Source organism: Novosphingobium sp., from assembly GCF_030699305.1.
In the GTDB taxonomy this organism is placed as follows: domain Bacteria; phylum Pseudomonadota; class Alphaproteobacteria; order Sphingomonadales; family Sphingomonadaceae; genus Novosphingobium.
Map to the genome: position 1 here is coordinate 1 of NZ_JAUYNB010000004.1, position 20,425 is coordinate 20,425.

The window sequence follows — 20,425 nt, forward strand, 5'->3', positions numbered from 1 at the left end:
TTCGCCATGGCTCATTGCCAGCACCGTCATAGAAGCGTCCTCCCAACCACCGGGAGAACCATGCCACCGTATTCCGCTGACGACACCCGAGGGTGTCATTTCTATCTAGCAGAGGGGTGTCATTTCTAAATGGGGCTTACATCACTTTAGGTTGATAATATATATTATGTTAAATCAAGTGGCGTCAGAGCGGGGGTGGGAGCGCCGCGTCACCCGGCGAACCGGCTGGCGACAAACGCCACGACCAGAATGATCACGACCCACGCCGCAGCCATCCGCGCCTTGCTTTCAAAGCTCAAACCTTCACCGCGCAGCGCGCGAACCGCCAGAAACAACGCGGCGGCAGCGATAATCAGCGATACGAACTGGTTCATAACTGCACCTGCAAACCATCATAGCCGACCGTCACGTGCGGCGGCACTTCGCTGCACAAGGTCGCATAATCGAGGCTTTTGTCGAGATGTGTCAGAACGGCATGACCGGCGCGGGTCGCCGCGATCAGTTCCAGCGCCATGCCCAGATGGGCGTGCGTCGGGTGTGGTTCACGGCGCAGGCAATCCGATACCAGCAGGTCGACCCCGTACAACAGATCGACCATTTCACCTGTGATCTCGCTGAAATCGGTTGCATAACCAATTGATTTACCGTCACAATCAAACCGGAATGCGGTGCTTTGGGCATGGCCGTGCGGCATCTGGCACCAGCCAACCCCGAACCCGGCACACATCCGCAGCCGGTCGAGCGTTTCCAGCGTGATGATCGTGGGATAGCCGAACTGCCCGGCAAAGACATAGCCGAACCGCTGGCGCAGCCGGCGTGCGGTTTCATCCACGGCAAAGCCCGGAATCGGCCCGGCCCGGCCATAGCGGAACGGGCGCAGATCATCGATCCCGTGGCAGTGATCGGCATGGTCGTGGGTCCAGAACACCCCGTCCACCCGGTCAATCTCGTTGGCCAGAAGCTGCGCGCGGCAATCGGTCGAGGTATCGATCAGCAGTCGCTCACCGGCGTTGCTTTCCACGATGATCGACACCCGCGTGCGGCGGTTGCGCGGTTCGGCGGGGTCGCAATCGCCCCAGTCGTTGCCGATCCGGGGAACGCCGGTCGACGTGCCGCAACCAAGCATGATCAGCTTCACAGTGCTGCCTTGGTAAACAGCTTGAAGAAATTGGCGGTGGTCGCCTCGGCCAGCGCTTGGGCGCTGGTGCCGCGCAAGTTCGCCACGAACCGCGCGGTATCGGCCACGAACGACGGCTCGCACACTCTGCCCCGGTGTGGGACCGGGGCAAGAAACGGAGCGTCGGTTTCCACCAGCAGGCGGTGCTCAGGCACTTGCGCCGCAACGGCCTGCAAGTCCCTGGCATTCTTGAATGTCACAATGCCGGAGATCGAGATGGTCAGGCCGAGGTCGAGCATCTTGCGCCCGAAATCGGCCGAAGCCGTGAAACAGTGGATCAGCGCGGGAAAGGCCCCCTGCTCCATTTCATCGGTCAGGATCGCCGCAGTATCATCTTCGGCATCGCGGGTGTGGACGATCAGCGGCAGCCCGGTCTGGCGGGCGACCGCAATATGCCGCCGGAACAGCGCCTGCTGCATCCCCCGGTCGGAATGGTCGTAATAGTAATCGAGGCCCGTCTCACCGATGGCAATGACGCGCGGATGCTCCGCCGCCGCCAGCAGCGCGGCTTCGCCCAGATCGGCGTGGCCATCGGCCTCATGCGGGTGGATGCCGACGCTGGCCCAGATGTCGCCGTGGCGTTCAGCCGTAGCGACGACCTGCTTCCATTCGCGTTCACGCGTGGAGATGGACAGGAAGCCCCCCACCCCGGCCGCGCGCGCCCGTTCCAGCACCCCGGCATGATCCTCGACCAGTCCCTTGTATTCCAGGTGGCAGTGGGAATCGATCAGCATCAGGCGCTCTCGGTGGGCAGCTCAAGCCGGGGGAATACGCCAACCGGCTGCGCCACGGTGAAGCCGGATTCGGCCAGTTCCGCGAACCAGTTCGTGTTATCCAGCGCCGCGAAATCGCGCGCATCGGCGGCGATGCCCAACTGGTCGAGCAGCTTGTCCGCCGAAGCCGGCACCACGGGGCGCACCGCAATGGCCAGCGCCCGGACTGCCCGCAGCAGCACCATCAGCACCGCGACCATCCGGTCTGGATCGGTCTTGCGCAAGGCCCACGGGGCTTGCTCATCGACATACTGGTTGCACGCAAACACGGCGCGCATCCAGCTGTCGAGGCCATCGCTGAACGCCAGGTCGCTGAACGCCGTTTTCAGCGCGCCGACTCCGGCGTCAACTTCAGCCAGCAGCACGCGGTCGGCATCGGCCAGCGGCTGATCGGCGGAGAGCTTACCATCCAGGTTCTTGAAAATCATCGAGAGCGAACGCTGCGCCAGATTGCCGAAGCTGTTGGCCAGTTCCGCATTGGCGCGGGTGACGATGGCTTCGGGCGAATAGCTGCCGTCCTGCCCGAACGCGACTTCGCGCATCAGGAAATAGCGCAGGGTATCGACCCCGAACTGGTCCGCCAGCGCAATCGGATCGGTGACGTTGCCCAGCGATTTCGATTCCTTCTGCCCGCGATTGAGCAGGAACCCGTGGCCGAACACCTGCCTGGGCAGCGGCAGGTTCGCGCTCATCAGGAAGGCGGGCCAGTAGACAGCGTGGAACCGCACGATATCCTTGCCGATCAGGTGCAGGTCGGCCGGCCAGTATTTCGCGTAATCACCTGATTCATCGGGGAAACCAAGGCCGGTGATATAGTTGGTCAGCGCATCGACCCAGACATACATCACGTGGTTTTCGCTGCCCGGCACCTTGACGCCCCAGTCAAAGCTGGTCCGCGAAACCGACAGGTCGCGCAGGCCGCCTTCGACGAACCGCATGATCTCGTTGCGGCGGCTTTCGGGGCGCAGGAAATCGGGCTGCTCGTTGAACAGTTTCAGCAGCGGCTCGGCATATTTCGACAGGCGGAAGAACCAGCTTTCCTCAACCGTCCATTCGACCGGGGTGCCCTGCGGCGAAAGCTTTTCGCCCCCTTCCCCGTCGATCAGTTCGCTCGCGTCGTAATAGGCCTCGTCGCGGACCGAATACCAGCCTTCGTAGCGATCGAGATAGAGGTCGCCGCTGGCTTCCATCCGCCGCCACAATTCCTGCGTCGCGGCGTGGTGACGCGGTTCGGAGGTGCGCAGGAATACGTCATACGACACATTCAGACCATCACACATATCGATGAAATGCTGCGACATTTCGTCGGCAAGCTGCTTTGGGGTGATCCCCAGTTCACGCGCCTTTTGCGCCATTTTCAGGCCGTGTTCGTCGGTCCCGGTCTGAAACCGCACATCGCGGCCCAGCTGGCGCTGGAAGCGGGCGATGACATCGGCGGCAATCGCTTCATAGGCGTGGCCGATATGCGGCTTGCCGTTGGGATAGCTGATCGCGGTGGTGATATAGAACGGTTCGGCCATGGCCGGGGCAAGTCTTTCGCAAAAGGATCAGTGAGCCGCTTCTCTAGGCATGGCGGCCGATGCCAGCAACCCGCCAATTTCCATCGCCACCAGTGCCGGATCGAAGTTGTAGGTCGGCAGCTGCGCGCCCAGCCTGACCAGCTCGCCATGCGCCGCGATCACGCGGGCCTGCCGGGTGCGGTCCCCCACGGCCAGCTGCGCTGCGATCACCGCGCGCGCCAGATCGCACACGGCAACCTGCCGGTCCCGGTCTGGCCGCCCGCCAATCTCGTCTGCCAGCGCGCCGCGCAGGGTGAAGGCGGAATCGCCTTCGGACAGGATTTTCAGCATCAGCGTATGCACCGCGCCCAGATCCTGCGTCACGAAATCGAGCGCGGCACCGGGTGATCCTTCGGCAGCGGCCAGCGCAGCCGCGCGGGTCGCGGTGCTGGCTTCGGGTGCTTCGGCGCGCAAGATCCGCTCCATCGCGTCAACCGGCAGCGGATCGAACCGCAGCGTCCGGCAGCGCGACCGGATCGTCGGCAGCAACCTCCCCGGCCGGTGTGCGACCAGCAGGAAGAACGTGCCGACCGGCGGCTCCTCCAGACTTTTGAGCAGCGCGTTGCAGGCATTTGTTTCCAGACTGTCGGCCGGGTCGATAATCACCACCCGGCGGCTGCCCAGTGTCGGGCGGGTGTTCAGCCGGGCCTGCATCCGGCGAATCTGCTCGATCGTGATGTTGCGCTTGACGGTATAGGGCTTTCCTTCCGCCTTCTTGTCCTCCTCGGCATCGTTGCTGGGCAGGTGGTCCAGCACGATGATATCGGGGTGGTTGGCTGGATCAGGCTGGGCAATCCCGGGCTCGCGCACCAGTTCGGCGGCGGCGGCGCGGGCGAACAGGCCTTTGCCGACACCCTTCAGGCCCGCCAGAATCCAGGCGTGGTGCATCCGCGATGACGTCATCGCGTCGCGCCAGGCGCTCCAGGCGTTGTCGTGGCCGTCCAGGATCATGGCTGCGCGGCCAGTGCGGCCATGACGGCGCGGTGGACATCCTCTGCGCTGCCGTTGCCGTCGATCCGGGCGAAGCGGGCCGGTTCAGCCTCGGCAAAGCGGGCGAAGGCGGCGGAGACTTTGGCGTGATAGGCGGCGTCCCGCCCGCCGATCCGGTCGGCACTGCCCGCATCGCGCAGGTCCAGCCGACTCGCGGCGGTATCGGGCGAGACTTCGACCAGCAAGGTCAGATCGGGCAGCAGGCCACCGCTGCCGATCCGGTGGAGGTCCATCACCTCGGCATCAGACAGGCCCCCGCCCCCACCCTGATAGGCACGGCTCGAATCGACGAAGCGGTCGCAGATCACCCAGGCCCCGCGCGCCGTGGCGGGCACGATCAGGCGTTCGACGTGGTCAGAGCGCGCGGCTGCGAACAGCAGCGCCTCGGCGCGCGGGTGCCAGCCCTCACCCTCGGTCCCCAGCAGCAGCGCGCGGATCGCCTCGGCCCCGGCGGTGCCGCCCGGCTCGCGGGTCACCACCACTTCCAGCCCGCGCAGCCGAAGTGCTTCGGCGAGCAAGCGAGCCTGAGTGGACTTGCCCGCCCCTTCCCCGCCTTCCAGCGCGATGAATTTTCCGACCGTCATTCCATCAGCCCTAGCAGCCCATTGACCAGCCTGTCGATTGGTCCGGCCACGCCGACGGCTTCGGCAGCCACCAGTGGCAGGTAATGCACGCCCTGCCCGTCAATCCGCACTTCCAGCGCGCCCAGCGCCGCACCTTTGGCGAACGGTGCGGGGATCGGGCCGTCATAGAGGATGCGGGTGGTGATCCGGGGCTGCGTGCCGCTGGGCACGGTCAGGCTGAACGGGCGGGCCAGCGCGAGCGGCACGGTCCGCGCGTCGCCGCCCTGCACTCTGGCAGTTCCAGCGATCTGGCCCGCCTTGACGAACGGGCGGCTGTCCCACGCCGCAAAGCCCCATTCGGCCAGCGCGCGTGCGGCGTCGGCCCGTCCGGCGTACGTGGGCACGCCGCCAACCACCAGTACCAGCCGCCGTCCGCCGCGCTCCACTGCGCCAAGGAAGTTATAGCCCGCCTCGCGGGTATGGCCGGTCTTGATCCCGTCCGCACCGGCGACGACCCCGGCAAAGGGATCGTGGCTGGCAAACCGCTGGCCCCGCCAGTCCATGCCCGACTTGCCGAAATAGCGCCGGTAGAGCTGCGGATGATCCTGGATCAGCGCCCGCGCCAGACGGACCATGTCGCGCGCGGTGACGTAAGTCTGACCGCCATCAGGCCAGCCGTTGGGCGTGTGAAACTGACTGGAGCGCATCCCCAGCTGGGCGGCGCGCCGGTTCATCCGCGCGGTCCATGCAGGCACGCTGCCCAGCGCCGCTTCGGCCAGCGCGACCGAAGCGTCGTTGGCCGAAACGGTCGTCACCCCCAGCAGCAGATCGCGCACCGGCACGCTTTGACCGGGCTGGAGATAGAGCGTGGTGCCCTGTCCGGCCCACTGCGCGGCGGTTTCCGGGCGGATGGTGACTTCGGCGTTCTCATCCAGCTGGCCCGCTGCGATCAGATCGAACGCGACGAGCGCAGTCATCGCCTTGGTCATCGAGGCGGGCAGCAACCGCTGCCCGGCATTGCGGGAATAGAGCGTTTGCCCCGCGCTGAGGTCCACCAGCAGCGCCACCGGGGCCTGATCCACTGCGGCTGGCACCGGCGCGAGAACAGCTGCACCGCTGGCGCCAACGCCAGCGGGCAGCGTCACCGCCAGCAGCAACAGCACGGCTTTCCTGACCAAGTTCACTCCCCGACGGGCCGGAAACGCGCCCGGCCTGATCGGAGTAACCGGTCAGTTGGCGCGCTGGATTCGGGCCTCGCTATACCCGGCGGCTTTCGCCTTCGCCAGCGCGGCCTGAGCCTGTGCCTGCGTGGCGAACGGCCCCATCCGCACGCGCCAGACGGCACCGGCCCTGGTCACCTGACCGCCGGACCGTTTGGCCACGGCATCGGCGCGGGCGCGGTCGCCAAAGGCGCCGACCTGAACCACCAGTGAGCCTGCGGCCGCGGCCGGGGGCGGAGCAATCTGCTCAATTGCGGGCGGCGCTTCGGGGGCGACGCGCGGGATCTTGCCCTTGGGGAGCGGCTTGGCGACCGGCGGGGCCACTGTCGGGTCCGCAGTTGGAAGCGGCGTCGGCGCAATCGTGGGGCCTGGATGCGGCATGGGCAGGCCCGGTCCGTCCAGTCGGCGGCGCAGCACGTTCAGCAGCGATTGCGGGGTATCCATCCGCGCCGGTGCGGACTGCCCCATGCGCAGCAGCGCGCGTTCGGGTTCGGGCGGGTTGACCCGGCGGACCCGCACTGCGGCCTTGCCGCCGGTCAGGCCAAGCTGGGCAGCCGCAGCGGGTGACAGGTCAACCAGCCGGGCATTCGTCATCGGTCCGCGCCGTTCGACCCGGACGAGGATCGTCTTGCCGGTGTCGAGCGAAGTCACTTCGACATAGCTGGGCAGCGGCAGCGTGCGGTGCGCGGCGGAAACGCCTGCGCCCCCATCGGCCCCGACCCCGGCATAGCCGACCGTGTCATAGTTCATGATGTCGGCCGGGGTATGGGTAACCCCCTCAACCGTATAGGCTGACCCCAGCACCATCGGATAGTCGCCGGACGGGCCGGTCGAGCGCGGCGCGGCAGGCAGATCGGATACACCGCCCCCTCCTCCGCCGCACGCGGCAAGCAGGATCAGGGCCATGAACGGCAGGCTTCGGTTAACGGGCAATCTCATCTGCTAATAACCCCACGGACAATGCGTAGTAGTTCGAGCAGTTATATTGCAGGATAACCCGATAATTCCCGGTTAAGAGAAACGCGGAATTGCCGCGCCCGTCCGGTTCGATCAGCGTGGCCAGCGTATCGCCGCGCATTGGCCGCAGCGGACGGACCCCCAGCGCCTGCCATTCGTCCACCGTTTTCCAGGCGGAATGGCGCGCATGAACGCGCGGGCAACTGGGCGAATCGAGCCGGGTGACCACTGGCGCGGCATCAAACCCGTCCGGCACCACCGCCTTTGCGCCCCACGGCTCACCAGTGCGCCAGCCGGAATCGCGGAAGTAGTTGGCGATCGAGGCCAGCGTATCGGCGCGGTCGTTCCAGATGTCGGCATCGCCGTCCCCGCCTCCATCACGGGCGAGGCGCAGATAGACGCTGGGCAGGAACTGCGGATTGCCGAACGCCCCGGCCCAGCTGCCATACAGCCGCTCGCGCGGGACGCCCCGGTCCACCATCTTGAGCAGCGCGATGAACTCGCCCGCGAACAGTTCCCGCCGCCGCCCTTCATAGGCCAGCGTGGCGAGCGAGCGGGCCAGATCGAAATCGCCCTTGTAGCGCCCGTAATTGGTTTCATGCCCCCAGATCGCCATGATGATCGGTGCGGGCACGCCGTATTCCGCTTCGATTCGCGGCGCGATGGCGGCGACGTTCTGCAACATCGTCCGCCCGCCCGCGATCCGCGCGGCATCGACATGGGTGCGGATATACGGCGCCAGCGCGGGCGGCGTGCCAGGGGTGGAGCCGGGCTGCGACCGGTCGAGCGCGATCACCCGCTGGTTCAGCGTCAGCCCGCTGATCATCCGCGTGACCGTCGCCTCGCTCACCCCTTCACCCCGCGCGCGGGCGGCGAGCAGTTGCAGATACCCCTGAAACCCCGCCTCATCATAGGTTTGCGCCGCCGCTGGCGGCATCGGCGGAGAGAACATCAGCGCTGCCAGCGCCATTGGCACGGCGAATTTCAGATTGCGGATCAAAGCCATGCCCCAGCTGTCGCACAGCGCGGCCCGAATGGAAACGCCAAAGGGGCGTGACAATCGCCCAAAGGCACGCTAGCCGCGCTGAGCCGGACAGGTGGCCGAGTGGTTTAAGGCAGCGGTCTTGAAAACCGCCGTGGGTGCAAGCTCACCGTGGGTTCGAATCCCACCCTGTCCGCCACAGATAGGGCTGAAGTTCCGAAACGATGATTTCCTGCAGACGCGCTACTTACTCCAGTATTGCGCTTGCATGTTCTTGGCCGCTTGCCCATTAAGCTGCTGGCCATCGATCTGAAACCGGCCGACGTATGCGGCAGAAGCTCATGAACAGCTGGCTAGGCCGCTCCCGACTCGATTAGTTCTCCCGTGGACGAGAACCGCAGATTTTGATTGTTCGTACGAACAAGAATGGTGCCGTCGTCTTGCACTTGGGCAAAGCCGTAATCAGGGATGGCAGACGCTCCTCCCGCTGTTTGTGCCGTCGAGCCTATGGCGACAAGTGCGCAGACTGCCTCGTCAATCTCCTGCGGCGTGCCCGCGTCGAGGGTCAGCGATACTCCAGTTTGGCTTCGGTCTTCCGGCAGGAGCGTGAATGCGACGGTAATGTTCGCTTCTACCAGAGGGCGGATCACCTGCGCTGCATTGCTTAGATCAAGCAACGCTTTCGCCTCCGGCCTTGTTTGACCAAACAATTTGTTGGCGAGGTGGTCCGCTGCACGCTCCTGCAATCGGCTGGTGAACGGCTTGGTGAACTGATGCAGGCCGACCAACGCAGCAATCCATCCGCCGGTATTCATCGCAATCTCAATGAACTCGTTCGGCCCGGCCAATCCTGGCAGGTCAACAGTCTGAGCATCATCGTCTACGATGGCGCCGAACAGGCCTGCAATGCTCGCCAACTGTTGCTCCGACACCATGGGGCGTCTCGAAACTCGTAAGCCGCTTGTCTCCTTAAGCATTGTGCTGCCCTTCATGAGGTATGCGGCCTGCCCACCCGATTTGTTCCAACTCCAGTTTTGAAATTGGTAAGTATCGGCAGATGCTGTCCGCGGGCTGATGAAGGAAGCCAAACTTCGTAGTATCGACTCCGCCCACGTCCCATCGATATTCGATCCGCCCGAATAAGCAGCCGTAGATGTCCGCTTCGGGGTAGCTCAACAGATCAAACGCATCCCCTCGCACGTTCACAAAAAATCTGTCTGAGGCTCCTACGCCTAGCTCAAGGCGAGGCAAGAACCGGACGCTGTTCGAGAAGGACGGTAGTTCGTGGGGTGGCCATTCTTCGTACCGTCGAGCGCCGGTGAAGAACGCCGTGATTATCGCAGGAGCATCCCCTTGGTTCGTTACCGTCAGGTGAAATCGAGAAGGATACGAGGAGGCAGTGTCGCCCACGATCTTAAGTTCCACGTCAGACACCATGATTAGGGGTCTTTTCGATGCTGGCGGCGGTTCGTGCCCGCTGTCGGCGTTGTCCATAGCTACTGCTCCAAAGCAAGCCTGATTTTAATGTAGCAGCGCAGCGCCGCCGTTGCCATCGCGGTTTAAGTGGCGATGGAACAAACCCGCTCGTCCGCAGTTTACGCGGCAGGACTGAATTACGGGAGAGTATCGATGGGTAAAGGTCTGCTGTTGTGGCTCGTGGGCGTGCCTATTCCGGTGATTCTGGTCTTGTGGCTGATCTTTCGCTGATCGGCTGCGGTTAACCCCTGACAGCGCAGCGTTTTTTCATCCTCTGCCGTGCCGGTCGCGGTGCGGGATGCGGCGCCAACTGCCATTCTCAACCAAACACGGCCATTCAAAACCAAACACGGGAACTCATGCGATGACGAAAATTACCATCATGGCGCTGGCAGTGGGCTGTCTTGCACTGGGCGCGTGCAGCCAAAGTCCGACGGACGCTGAACAGATTGCCAACGATAACGCAGCGCAGGCCAACCGCGATGCGGCGTCGGCCAATCTGGATGCCGCCAATTCACAGATGCAGGCGCAGGATGCCCGCAACGATGCCAACAACGCGCGTGACACCACGCAGGCCGTGACAAACGCGGCCGTGCGGGAAATCTCTGACGTCAACCGCGAAGCTGCCGCCAAAGCGGCCCGCGACGCGGCTGAAGTTGCCCGGCTGAAGGCAGAAGCAGCCGCCGCGCCGAAACCTTGACCGGCCGGGCCGCCTGATCGATCACTTCGCGGATCGGTCAGGCGGCCCCCGGCGGTACGGCTTAGCGTCGCCCCAGCCCCAGGAAGCCCAGCGTATCGGTATCCAGCTTCATCCGCAGGGTGGCGAACAGCCCCTTGTCGGTGCTCCGCGCGGCTGAGAAATCGCGGTCGCGGAAGCCGCTGATGTTATAGCCCACGGTCAGCAGCACATCCCTGGTCGGGCTGATTCCGATCTGCGGACCGAAGGCAAAGCTGGTGGTGTGGTCAGCCAGGCTGCGGCGGACGGTCGCCTGACCGCCGATTTCGACGTGCTCACCCAGCCCAAGCCGCGCATCGATCCCGCCGATCAGCGTCGTGCCCGCCAGGTCAAAGCCCTGATAGCGGTCGAAGTTGTGGCGCACCGCGGCGAACAGGCCGAGTTCGTGGCGAGCGACGCGCTGGCCATCGACGCTGCCCCCCGGCGACCAGTTGGCCGACACCGCGCCGACCACCCGGCGGGACTTGGCATCGCCATCGACCGTCAGCGCGCTGCGGCCAGCCGGGCCAGCCTCACCCGCCACCGCGCCGGTTACGGCATCGCTGCGGAACTCCGCCTTGGCGAGGAACGCCAGCGCCGAATTGGCTGGGCGGTAAGCGGCGGCAACCGCACCGTCGAGGATTTCGCTGCTCATGCCGGTGGCGGTGCTGGCGCGGGTCCACAGCACGCCGGAACCAACCATGCTGCCCTCGCCCAGCTGGCGGATCGTGCCAAAGGTCACGCCCTTGCGGTCGGCCAGCTGGCCATCGCGCCATTCACCGCGCAGGGTGCTGGTCCAGCGATCCTTGCGCCATGAACCCCCCAGCGTGATCGCGGTGAAGTCTTCAGCCACGGTCCCGGTTTCACCCAGTGCGCCGCCGCTGGAGGCGGGGTGTGCGGGGTTGATCAGCTTGGCCGGGTCGATCCCGCCGATGGTCTTGCTGCTGTCGAGCGTGGCGTCGATGGTCAGGTTCTTCGTCACTTCGAGCGACTGGGCGAGGCCGAACGCGGCAAAGCTGCGCTTGCCGTATTCACTGATCGCTTGCTGGCCGACGTTGGATACCACCCGCGCGCCGCGCCAGGGCACCAGTTCGAACCCGACCCGCGCGGTGCGGGCGTCGATCGCCGCGCCCTTGGCGATTTCATAGCTGCCGACCAGCTTGACCGCGCTCGTCACGGCCAGCCGTGCGGTCAGGCGGTGGCGTTCGGGCAGGTCGACGGCTTCGGCGCGGTCCAGCGCGATGCTGGTCGATCCGGTGACTTCCAGCTTGTTGTTCAGCAGGCGCTGCGTCACGCCGCCTTCCAGCAGGGTGGAATTGGCGGTGGTGCCATCAGCCAGCCGGTCGCGCATCATCGCCACGCCCAGCCGCGCATCGGTGCGCTGCGAGCGATAGAGCGTGCCGAGCTGCACTGCGGTGCGGCTGGCGCTGTCGGTCAGGCTGTTATCGTGCCAGGCGCTGGTGGTCAGCGACAGCGCTTCACTGGCCTGATAGCGCGCATCGACACCCAGCTTGCGGCGGCCGCGTTCGGCCCCGCTCATCTGGCCGACGCCGAAATCGGCAGCAGCCGAGCGGGCATAGGCGATCACGTCGAGTTTGCCGTCATGGTGCTCGGCCTCGACCAGCCAGGCCTGCGCGTTGCCGCCATTCGCAAAGCTCATCCCGGCTTCGGCGCGCAGTTCGGTGTTCTCACCCAGCCGCAGGCGGGCATCCACCGCGCCCATATTGGTGCGCACGGTGTTGCCCGCGCTGGCGCCGGTATCGGTGATCGCGCTGGCGCCGATCCGCAGCTTGCCATTGGCAGTGGTATAGTCGGCGCGCAGGCCCGCGTTGATCTCGCCGCCGCGCACCGTTTCGTCGAGTTCATAGTCGATCACGATGATCTGCGGGTTCAGGCCTTCATCGCGGCTCAGCACCGGTTCCTTGAAGGTGATGGTCCCGGCCAGCAGATCGAGGTCATAGTCGATGAAACGCGACAGGACGCGGCGCGAAACCAGCACTTCAGAACGGAACCGGTCACGCACTTCGATGCTGACCTGTTCGCTGTTGGCGATGATCGCGCGGCTGGACAGGCGGTAAGGACCGCTGATCCCGCCGCCCTGAATCTCGTCGCGGCGATGGGTCGAGGCGATCTTTGCGGCAAAGCCCTGCGCGTGGAAGCCCCCGACGTTGGCCTCGGCCTTGAAGCCGGTCGCGGAGCGCTGATAGCGGGCCAGCTGGGTCTGGTCGAAGCCGGTGTCGAAATCGCCATAGAGCGCATAGAACGCGGCGCTTTCGATCCGGACGTACAGCTTTTCGCGGCTGGCCGCGTCGAAGCGGCGGTCCGAGCCATCGGCGAACACGGTGTAATAGGCCGTGGGATCAATCACGCCGAGCAACCGCTGATCGTCACGCTGCTTCGCGCTGTCATAGGCGGCGGTCAGCAGGAATCGGCCCAGCACGCGGCCCTTGGTATAGAATGCAACACGCGCGTTCTGGCCCAGATCGCTATCGAACCGGCCCGATCGCTGCATGGCGTCTGCCACGGTGCGCGCGCCGACCGAACCTTCGGCCAGCCCGACCAGCGTCCACGGCTGTTCACCGGGCACGACCCAGGCATCCAGCTGCTGGCGGCGACGCTGGCTGTCATCGGTGAAGGTGAAGTCGAGGCGCAGCTTGCCGCTGACCATCGTCGGGGCGAGTTCGACCAGCGCGATGCCCTGATCACCCTTCACCACCCAGCGCGGGGCGATGCGGCCCTGTCCTGACAGTGCGCGCGACTGCATCAGGTCCAGCGCCTCGGCGCTTTCATACGGCGCGCCGAGCGAAAATTCGCCGGAGATCCCGTCATGGACCGGGCGGCCCGCGCGATCGAGGATGCGCAGCGCCAGCACCGGGCGGTTGGTGCCATCCGCGATCAGGCGCGATTGTTCGGGCAGCAGTTCGACGCGCGCCGGCCTGGCAGCGTAATGCACTGCGCGCGACAGTTCGGTCGCCAGCGTGCCATCGGCATTGCGGACCCGTGCAGTCAGGCGGGTCACATCGCCGTCGAGCGGGATCGAGCGCCAGATGCTGACGGCAAAGCCACGCGGAGACTTCTTGAGGCCATCGAACGCGACCTTCTCGACCGGCTTGCCATCGATCAGCAGGTCCACGGTCTGATTGGCGCGGTGGCGCACGACCACGCGAACTGCCGGAGCGCGCGGGTTGTGGTCAAGCGAAGGGAACAGGAAGTCGGTCGGGCCATCGCCCAGCGCCAGCCAGTCGGTATCGCCGCCCGCCGCACTGCGTTCAGCCGAGACAGCGGCCTTGTCATCCTGCTTTTTCGTTTCAGTAGAGAATTTTGCGACCAGCTTATAAGGCAGTTTCGCAGAAAAATCCGCCACGACCAGGCTGCCGCCCTGCCCGATCACGAAGCGTGAGCTGGCGCTGCCCGCGCTGCGGGTCGAGCGGGCGCAATCGGTGAACGCACCGCCCTTGGGCAGGGTGTTGCTCAGCGCCTGCACGACATGGGTGCCCGGCGTCAGGGCGTCAAAATGATAACGGCCATCGGCATCGGTCACGGCAAAGCTGCCGTCTTCCAGCACCAGCCGCACACCGGGGATGCCGACCGGCTGTTGAGTCACATCGCAGCCGCCAGCGGTGATCCGGCCAATCAGCGTCATCCGCGCGGCCAGGTTGTCCTGCGCGATCCGCAGCACCGCGCTGGCGATGGACGTGCGGCCGAGCGCATCGGTCGCGACCGCGCGGTTCAGCGCCTGACCCGCCGGGGCATCGGCGCGCACGGTCATCGCATAGGTAACGGTGCGGACCGCGCCGGGCGCGATATCGCCCAGCAGCACGGTCAGGCTGCGGCCATCGGCGCTGGTCTGGACCGCGCCGGGTGCCGCCGCGCCGTCAAGGCGGACGGTGTCCTTGCGCAGGCGCAGCAGCGCCGAGGGCGTGTCGACCAGCGCCACCGCGCGCTTGGTGCGGCTGTCGGTATTGCGGGCGGTGACGGTATAGAACACCACGTCGCCCGGCAGCGCCATCGGGCGGGAAACGGCCTTGGTCAGCGCGACCGCCACCGGCGGCGCATCGACCGGAATGTCCACCCGCACCGGGGTCGGCCCGGTCAGCGCGAAAGCGCGGCCCCACGAGGCATCGGTCAGTTCCAGCGGCCCGCCATCGGGGCGGCGCAGAGCGGCCAGCTGCGGCAGGGTTGTGGCCGACGGGGCGCTGTACGGCGCAGGCGGTACGACGACCAGGCGGTACTGGCCCAGCGGGGCGAGCGGAAAGCGATACTCGCCGGGCAGCATCGGCCAGACGTTGCCAGCGCCGTCGGTGATCGGCTGGCCGGAAATGACGCTCGACGGCCAGCTTGTGACCCCATCGTCGGCAAACACCCGCGCCGGGGCGCCGGTTGCGGCCTCGACCAGCGAAACGCGGGCGCCGTCAACCGGCGTGCCGTCTTCGCTGTCGAACACCAGACCGAACGGATCGGCCAGCACTTCGACTTGCGCGGTCGCCAGCACCCTGGTTTGGCCGGAGTTCACGCATTCGATGGAAATGGTATCGCCCGGCGAAACGCTCAGGCGGCAATCGCCCTGCACCGGGCTGGGCGGGATCGCGGCGGTCGGGATCGCGCCGATGAACACGCCGCTGTTGGGGGCGGTTTCAAACACCTGCAACTGTTCGCGGTCACCCGACGCGGTGGTCAGCGTCGCGGTGACGCTGTCAATCGCATTGGGATTGGTGTTGGCACCGGGCGCAACCAGCCGGAAGAACAGCGTCGTGCCGATCTTGAGCGTGGTCGACTGTTCGAGCGAAGCGACGGCACTGCTGCCATCCAGCCCGCCCGGCACGGCGATCACCGCACCGCCGCAGCGCGACGGGTTGAACGCCAGCGACTGGCCATTGCCAGCGGGCACCCAGGTGTCGATGGTGCTGCCGCCGATGCTGGCCAGTTCAATCGCAACCGGGTTCGAACGGATCGAGAAATCGCGGCCCTGTTCGGTCCAGCTGGCGCCTGCGATATTGGTAATGGTCTGCGCCCGCACCTGCGTGGCAGGCGCGATCAGCATCAGCACCGCCAGCAACAGCGCGGTGATGGCAGAGCTGATATGTTTGGTTGCGACCATTGGTGTTCAGGAAATGACGGGGCAGCCGGCCCATACCGTGCCGCCCCGCCAGTCTCGTCAGTTGATCGTTGCGCGGAAGCGCAGCGTTTTGGTTTCACCAGCGGCAACGCTGGCCAGCGTGCCGCTGACGGTGTCCGAACCGAACGAGCCGCCAGAGCTGCCGTTCTCGTCGCAATCACCACCCGTGACCGTTCCGTTGAGGAAGATCCCATAGCCCGAAGCATAGCTGACCGTGCTGGGCAGCGGGTCAGAGATGGCCACGTCGGTGGCCGTCTGGCTGCCGCTCGCGTTGGCCACGACGATGCAATACTCGATCGTCGCGCCCGGAATGGCCTTCGGGTTGGTGGTCAGGTTGACCGGATCGCTGATCAGGCGGCTGTTCTTGGTGATGGTCAGCGAGGCGGTGTAGACGGTGTAATCGTCCTTGGCCGAATGCATCCCGTCACCTTCCGCATCGGTCGCGCCAGCGGCATCGGCGAACACGGTATCCATGCCCGACGTGTTGGCGCCGGTGGTTTCACTCAGGATCGAGTCCAGAGTGCCAACAGTGCCGCTCACCGCCGTCGCGCTGCCATGCGCCGTCGCGGTCAGCGTGACTGCCGAGAACGCGCCGTTGGTCAGGCTGAGCGGGATGTCCGCCAGCACGAACACGGTCATGCTGGCATCCGGGGCGAGTTCGTCCAGATAGGTCACCAGCAGATCGGTGCCGGCATCATAGACGCCGTTGCCGTTGGTATCGACATGGATCCGCACGTTGGTCGTGTCGAAGCTGTCGGTGCCGGTGTGTGCGCCCGACCCACCGTCCGCCACCTGGGCCGCGGCCAGCGCGAAATCGAGCGTGGCGTTGGACTGGTTGGTGATCTGGAACGTCGTTACCGCAGCTTCCTGGCCGGGCGAGACGGTTGTCGTCGTCGTGTCGCCGCTTTCGGCCACCACGAACGCCACCTTGCGGTCAACCGTGAAGGTATCGCCCGCATCGGTGGAAGTCTGCGCAATCCCGCCAACCTGATAGTTGACGGTCACGGTATTGGTAATGGAAGAGCCCGCCAGCGTACCCGACGCCAGTGCGGGACTCGCGCCGAGCGCGACGAGTGCGATCGCACCGGCCTGCCCCAGCAGTCTGCCTGACTTGTTCATTGCATGGTCCCCATAGTTCAGTTTCAACCCCGATCCTTTCCGCCCTGGGGTCGTGGCGGTTCAGCCGCTGGTCAGCGGACGATAGCGTTGTAAGTGAGCGTCCCGGACTCGCCGGGGTTCAGCACCGGCAGGGTCCAGCGGATGTGCGTGACATCCGAGTTGAGCGCGCCGCGCTGGCCGCCCTTGCCGTCAGCCACCTGAAGCGCGCCAAGGCTGCCCCAGTTGCGCCCGGCATCGACCGAAACGTCGAGCGCGTCTGCCCCGTCCGCAGCCAGCATGACCGGCTGCGGGATCGGGTTGGTGACGACGAACGTTTCGACCTTATCGGCGCTGACATTGCGATAGCGGACCGAAAAAATCAGCCGGTCACCCGGCACGACCACTTGCGGCGTGACCCAGGTCTTCCGGACGGTGCCGTTTTCGGCCACGACCTTTTCGACCTTGACGTCGCTTTCCAGCTCGACCTGCGCCGCCTTTGCCGTCTCGGCCAAGGCCGGGGCGGAAAGGGTGCTGGCTGCGAATGCGGTCATGCCGATGACAGCGGAAATCCAGTTGGTCTTCATGACGCTGCTCCTCAGTTGATCTTGACGTCGAACGTGACGGTCTTGGTCGTGCCTCCGGCAACCGTGCCAAGGTCCACGTCGATCCCGCTGGCCGAAGCCACGCCCGCGTCGGCATCGGCGCCGTCGGTCAGGCCTGCGCCGTCCAGCTTCAGCGTGGTGACCTGATAGGTCGTCCCGGCGGGAATGATGTCGGTCACGTGCAGGCCTTCTGCCTGTCCCGAACCGCTCACCGTGGCGACGAGGGTATAGGTGATGACCGCGCCCGGAACCGGCTGCGAACCGCCGAACGGATCGACAATCGCGGCGGTCTTCGCCAGCGCGACCGTGGCCAGGCTGGCAATCATTTCGTCGGTGGCGTTGTCGCTCGCGCCCGAAGCGCCGACCACGGCATCGCCGCCGCCTTCGCCCTGGCCGGTGAACACCGTGCCGGGCGCGCCCGTGCCGGTTACCGCATCGGCAGTCAGGCGGACCTGGCTGGTCGATGCATCGGTTGCTCCGGTCGGCAGCGTAACGATCACGAACACTTTCAGCGATCCGTCGGCGGCAATGCTGGAGGTTGCTGCGCCATTGGTGATGACCGTATCGACGCCTGCGTCGTAAACGCCGTTGCCGTTGCTGTCATAGGCGATCGTCTGGACGACCGAGTCGAACCCGTTGCCCGCGACGGCCGGATCGACCGTGACATTGAACGCCTCGCCGCCGTTGCCGGTGTTGGTGATCGAATACTCCAGCACGATGCTGGTCGATCCGGCCGTGACCGGCGTGGTGGTCAGCCCCGCAACCGCAACGTCGAGCAGCTCATCGACCTTGACGGTGACGGTGTTCGACGAAACCGAGCCACTGGCCGAGCCCGACGAATAGGTCGCCGAGGCGGTGTTTTCGATCAGCGTGCCGGCCAGAACCCCGGCCGCGTTCGCAGCCTGGGGAATGACGATCAGGGTTAACCCGGCGGTAACCGCAGCGGTTAGGCGAAAAGTGTTGGTGTGATCCTGTTTCATATGGTTTTCCATAGGGTTAAAGGGTTAATGAACCCCAAATCCGGCATTGAAATCATGCAAAGAATGGCACGGATCAGGGCATTTTTAGCTGGTATGGGGCTCATATGCGGGGCAACGGCGATCCATACCCGGTCAGCCGCACCCGCTTTGGTGTCAAATTACCTGATATTCTCGTTCTATATTATTGATACGCCCTAGTTTACGACTACACGAAACTTGATTGCAAAGGCCGTGCTGCCAGGCAGGCTGGCCGCCGTTGCGCTCAATGTGCTGCCAGTCATGCTGGCCCCGAACGGATCGCTTTCATCCGCGCCGGCGGCGTTGTCGTCTTCCGCAACTGTCGCGGCGACGCAGCTTGCGCCCGACGTCATGCTGCCGGGCACGAAGCTGACCGTGGCAGGCAGCGGATCGGTCGCCACCACGTTGGTCAGCGTGGCCGTCCCGGTGTTGGTGATCAGGATGCAGTATTCCATGACCGCGCCGGGGATCGCCTTGGGCGAGGTCGTCAGGTTAACGGGATCGCTGATCACCGCGCTGACCTTCGTCACGCCGATGCTCGCCGTCGGGCGGCACAGCGTGATGTCATGGATCTCGATCCCCTGCTGGCCGGGATCGCCCGGTGCCAGCGCGTGATCGCCGTATTCAAGGGTGATCGTGTCGATCGGCGCTGCAAACGTCACCACCAGGTTGCCGTTCGGCTGGGTGTCGGTCGAGAGGGCATCGCCATAGGCGCTGTTGCCGACGACATAGTTGGCAATGCCGTTGGTCAGGGTCGGCAGCACGGTGGCCCCGTTCAACCGGCCCGTGACCGTCACCTTGTCGGCAAACTGGTTGGCGGCATAATCGACATCAAAGATCGTGAACTGCGCGGCCGCTGCCGTGTTGCCGAGCGCAATCGTGGTGGTCACCAGACTGTTCCGGCTGGGCAGATCGACCAGCTGGATCAGCGCAAACTGGGGCGTTGGCAGGCCGCCGGTAATCGCGTTGGTTCGGGCGGGCGACTGTCCGCCGTACGTCGCGTTGTTCAGGAATAAGCCGGGATTGGTGATGTTGAAACCGACCGATCCGAACCCCGCCAGCGTATAGCTGTTGGTGGTGCTGCCCGCCGACCAGGTCTGGCTGTCCCAGTCGAACAGGCTGGAGCCGTTCGGACAGGTCAGCATCGGCGCAATTCCGGCGCTGCGGCTTCCGGGGACGGTAATCGTCGAACTGGCGTAGTCATCCTCGACCGTCGAACCGTTGCCGGGGGTGGAATCGAGATCGGCCACCGAAGATGCGGAGATTTCCGCAGTGTGGGCCAGCACCGTTCCGGCCCCGACATTGACTGCGGCGACAAGGCTCAGCGTGCGGCTCTGGCCGGGGGTCAGCGAGCCAACTGCCCAGCCCCCGGTTGCGCTGTTATAGCTCCCCGCCCCTGAGTGGCTGACATAGGTCAGTCCCGCCGGCAACAGGCTGGCGACCGTCACGCCGCTGGCCGTGCCGGGCGATCCGCCCGCGTTGGTCACGGTCAGCGTATAGGTCACGTTGGACCCGGTGGCCGGGCTGGTGGTGCTGGCTGTCATGCCCAGCGACAGGTCGGCATAGCTGGCCGGAGCCTGCGTCAGGTAAAGGTCAGCCTGATAGAACGTGCCGGAATCGCCGCCATACTGATCGCAGATTTCCAGCGTCCACGTGCCGGACGAGGACTGCCCGTCGAACGCGGTCAGGCTGCTGGAGGGGGAAAAGCTGGTGGCATAGGGCGGCACGACTGTCGTCGCGGTGGCGGCCGCATTGGCGGTGTAGGACGTGATCGCCGTGCCCGCCTCATCATCGAACGTTCCGTTGAAGTTCTGCGCCGCCCCGGCGTTGGCTCCGTTGGTCAGCTGGATGCGCGTGCCTGCAGGGGAACGCAGATACATCACCAGATCGCCGCGATAGGTATGCGCCAGCAGCACCGCGATGTTGACGTCCGAGATCGTATAGTTGCTGCCGACCGAGAAGGTGCGCTTGAACGTGTTGCTGCACGGAGTTGCCGCCTCGTTGATGGCGTTCACCGCACTGTCGGTGCTGTTGGTATAGCGCGTGACAGTTTGGGCACCCGCGGCCGATGCAAACCACAGCGCTGCGGCCAGCGCCAGCAGCAGCCGGATCAGCGGGTTGCCATCGCGCCAGGCGGCGCGTTGAAAGGAAAAGAGTTGCGACCTCATGCGGCGGTTAACTGCACAACAAGGGTAAATA

General features: G+C 65.3%; 17 protein-coding genes and 1 tRNA gene. 3 read left to right on the forward strand and 15 right to left on the reverse strand.

Going from position 1 to position 20,425, the window contains the following annotated elements; all coding sequences use genetic code 11:
* Positions 1-209 precede the first annotated feature (209 nt).
* Genes Q8Q53_RS00395 through Q8Q53_RS00435 form a run of 9 tightly spaced genes read right to left on the reverse strand, consistent with a single transcriptional unit; the run spans position 210 to position 8,245 of the window.
* The gene (locus Q8Q53_RS00395) at positions 210-374 is read right to left on the reverse strand and encodes a hypothetical protein (protein WP_305699764.1); all 165 of its coding nucleotides are present in this window, start codon (positions 372-374) and stop codon (positions 210-212) included.
* Entirely contained in the window at positions 371-1,138 is a 768-nt protein-coding gene (locus tag Q8Q53_RS00400) for an MBL fold metallo-hydrolase (RefSeq protein WP_305699765.1), read from the reverse strand. Before Q8Q53_RS00400 ends, Q8Q53_RS00395 begins: the two co-directional genes overlap by 4 nt.
* Positions 1,135-1,911 carry a TatD family hydrolase gene (locus Q8Q53_RS00405; RefSeq protein WP_305699766.1) on the reverse strand — a complete coding sequence of 259 codons (777 nt, stop codon included), beginning with the start codon at positions 1,909-1,911 and terminating at the stop codon, positions 1,135-1,137. Before Q8Q53_RS00405 ends, Q8Q53_RS00400 begins: the two co-directional genes overlap by 4 nt.
* Entirely contained in the window at positions 1,911-3,470 is a 1,560-nt protein-coding gene (gene metG, locus Q8Q53_RS00410) for a methionine--tRNA ligase (protein ID WP_305699767.1), read from the reverse strand. The genes Q8Q53_RS00405 and metG overlap by 1 nt, the downstream gene beginning before the upstream one ends.
* 27 nt (positions 3,471-3,497) lie before the next feature.
* Positions 3,498-4,460, reverse strand: a complete 963-nt coding sequence (locus Q8Q53_RS00415) for an AAA family ATPase (protein WP_305699768.1) — start codon at positions 4,458-4,460, stop codon at positions 3,498-3,500.
* Positions 4,457-5,083 carry a dTMP kinase gene (gene tmk, locus Q8Q53_RS00420; protein ID WP_305699769.1) on the reverse strand — a complete coding sequence of 209 codons (627 nt, stop codon included), beginning with the start codon at positions 5,081-5,083 and terminating at the stop codon, positions 4,457-4,459. The genes Q8Q53_RS00415 and tmk overlap by 4 nt, the downstream gene beginning before the upstream one ends.
* Complete coding sequence (locus tag Q8Q53_RS00425) at positions 5,080-6,240, reverse strand: D-alanyl-D-alanine carboxypeptidase family protein (RefSeq protein WP_305699770.1); 1,161 nt, start codon at positions 6,238-6,240, stop codon at positions 5,080-5,082. The genes tmk and Q8Q53_RS00425 overlap by 4 nt, the downstream gene beginning before the upstream one ends.
* Before the next feature lie 51 nt (positions 6,241-6,291).
* Positions 6,292-7,188, reverse strand: a complete 897-nt coding sequence (locus Q8Q53_RS00430; protein ID WP_305699771.1) for an SPOR domain-containing protein — start codon at positions 7,186-7,188, stop codon at positions 6,292-6,294.
* 16 nt (positions 7,189-7,204) lie between these two features.
* Positions 7,205-8,245: a lytic transglycosylase domain-containing protein gene (locus Q8Q53_RS00435; protein WP_371136473.1), complete on the reverse strand. Its 1,041-nt coding sequence runs from the start codon at positions 8,243-8,245 to the stop codon at positions 7,205-7,207.
* A gap of 85 nt (positions 8,246-8,330) precedes the next feature.
* On the opposite strand from Q8Q53_RS00435, the gene Q8Q53_RS00440 reads away from it, so the two are divergent.
* A tRNA-Ser gene (locus Q8Q53_RS00440) sits at positions 8,331-8,420 on the forward strand.
* 154 nt (positions 8,421-8,574) lie between these two features.
* Here the strand turns inward: Q8Q53_RS00440 and Q8Q53_RS00445 are convergent.
* A complete protein-coding gene (locus Q8Q53_RS00445; RefSeq protein WP_305699772.1) occupies positions 8,575-9,138 on the reverse strand; it encodes a hypothetical protein in 564 nt (187 codons plus the stop codon).
* Between the two features lie 652 nt (positions 9,139-9,790).
* Between Q8Q53_RS00445 and Q8Q53_RS00450 the strand changes: the two genes are divergently transcribed.
* Together Q8Q53_RS00450 and Q8Q53_RS00455 are read left to right on the forward strand one after the other, a co-directional pair.
* Entirely contained in the window at positions 9,791-9,928 is a 138-nt protein-coding gene (locus tag Q8Q53_RS00450) for a hypothetical protein (protein WP_305699773.1), read from the forward strand.
* A 133-nt stretch (positions 9,929-10,061) separates the two neighbouring features.
* Positions 10,062-10,397, forward strand: coding sequence for a hypothetical protein (locus Q8Q53_RS00455; protein WP_305699774.1), 336 nt, complete (start codon positions 10,062-10,064; stop codon positions 10,395-10,397).
* Positions 10,398-10,458: 61 nt separating this feature from the next.
* Here Q8Q53_RS00455 and Q8Q53_RS00460 read toward each other — a convergent pair whose 3' ends face one another.
* From Q8Q53_RS00460 to Q8Q53_RS00480, 5 genes are all read right to left on the reverse strand, one after another.
* Positions 10,459-15,510 carry a hypothetical protein gene (locus tag Q8Q53_RS00460; protein ID WP_305699775.1) on the reverse strand — a complete coding sequence of 1,684 codons (5,052 nt, stop codon included), beginning with the start codon at positions 15,508-15,510 and terminating at the stop codon, positions 10,459-10,461.
* A 57-nt stretch (positions 15,511-15,567) separates the two neighbouring features.
* Positions 15,568-16,647 (reverse strand): hypothetical protein, encoded by a 1,080-nt coding sequence (locus Q8Q53_RS00465; protein WP_305699776.1) that lies wholly within the window; start codon positions 16,645-16,647, stop codon positions 15,568-15,570.
* A gap of 71 nt (positions 16,648-16,718) precedes the next feature.
* Positions 16,719-17,210, reverse strand: a complete 492-nt coding sequence (locus Q8Q53_RS00470) for a hypothetical protein (RefSeq protein ID WP_305699777.1) — start codon at positions 17,208-17,210, stop codon at positions 16,719-16,721.
* 11 nt (positions 17,211-17,221) lie between these two features.
* A complete protein-coding gene (locus Q8Q53_RS00475) occupies positions 17,222-18,208 on the reverse strand; it encodes a hypothetical protein (RefSeq protein ID WP_305699778.1) in 987 nt (328 codons plus the stop codon).
* Positions 18,209-18,402: 194 nt separating this feature from the next.
* Positions 18,403-20,394, reverse strand: coding sequence for a proprotein convertase P-domain-containing protein (locus Q8Q53_RS00480; RefSeq protein WP_305699779.1), 1,992 nt, complete (start codon positions 20,392-20,394; stop codon positions 18,403-18,405).
* Positions 20,395-20,425: the final 31 nt, after the last annotated feature.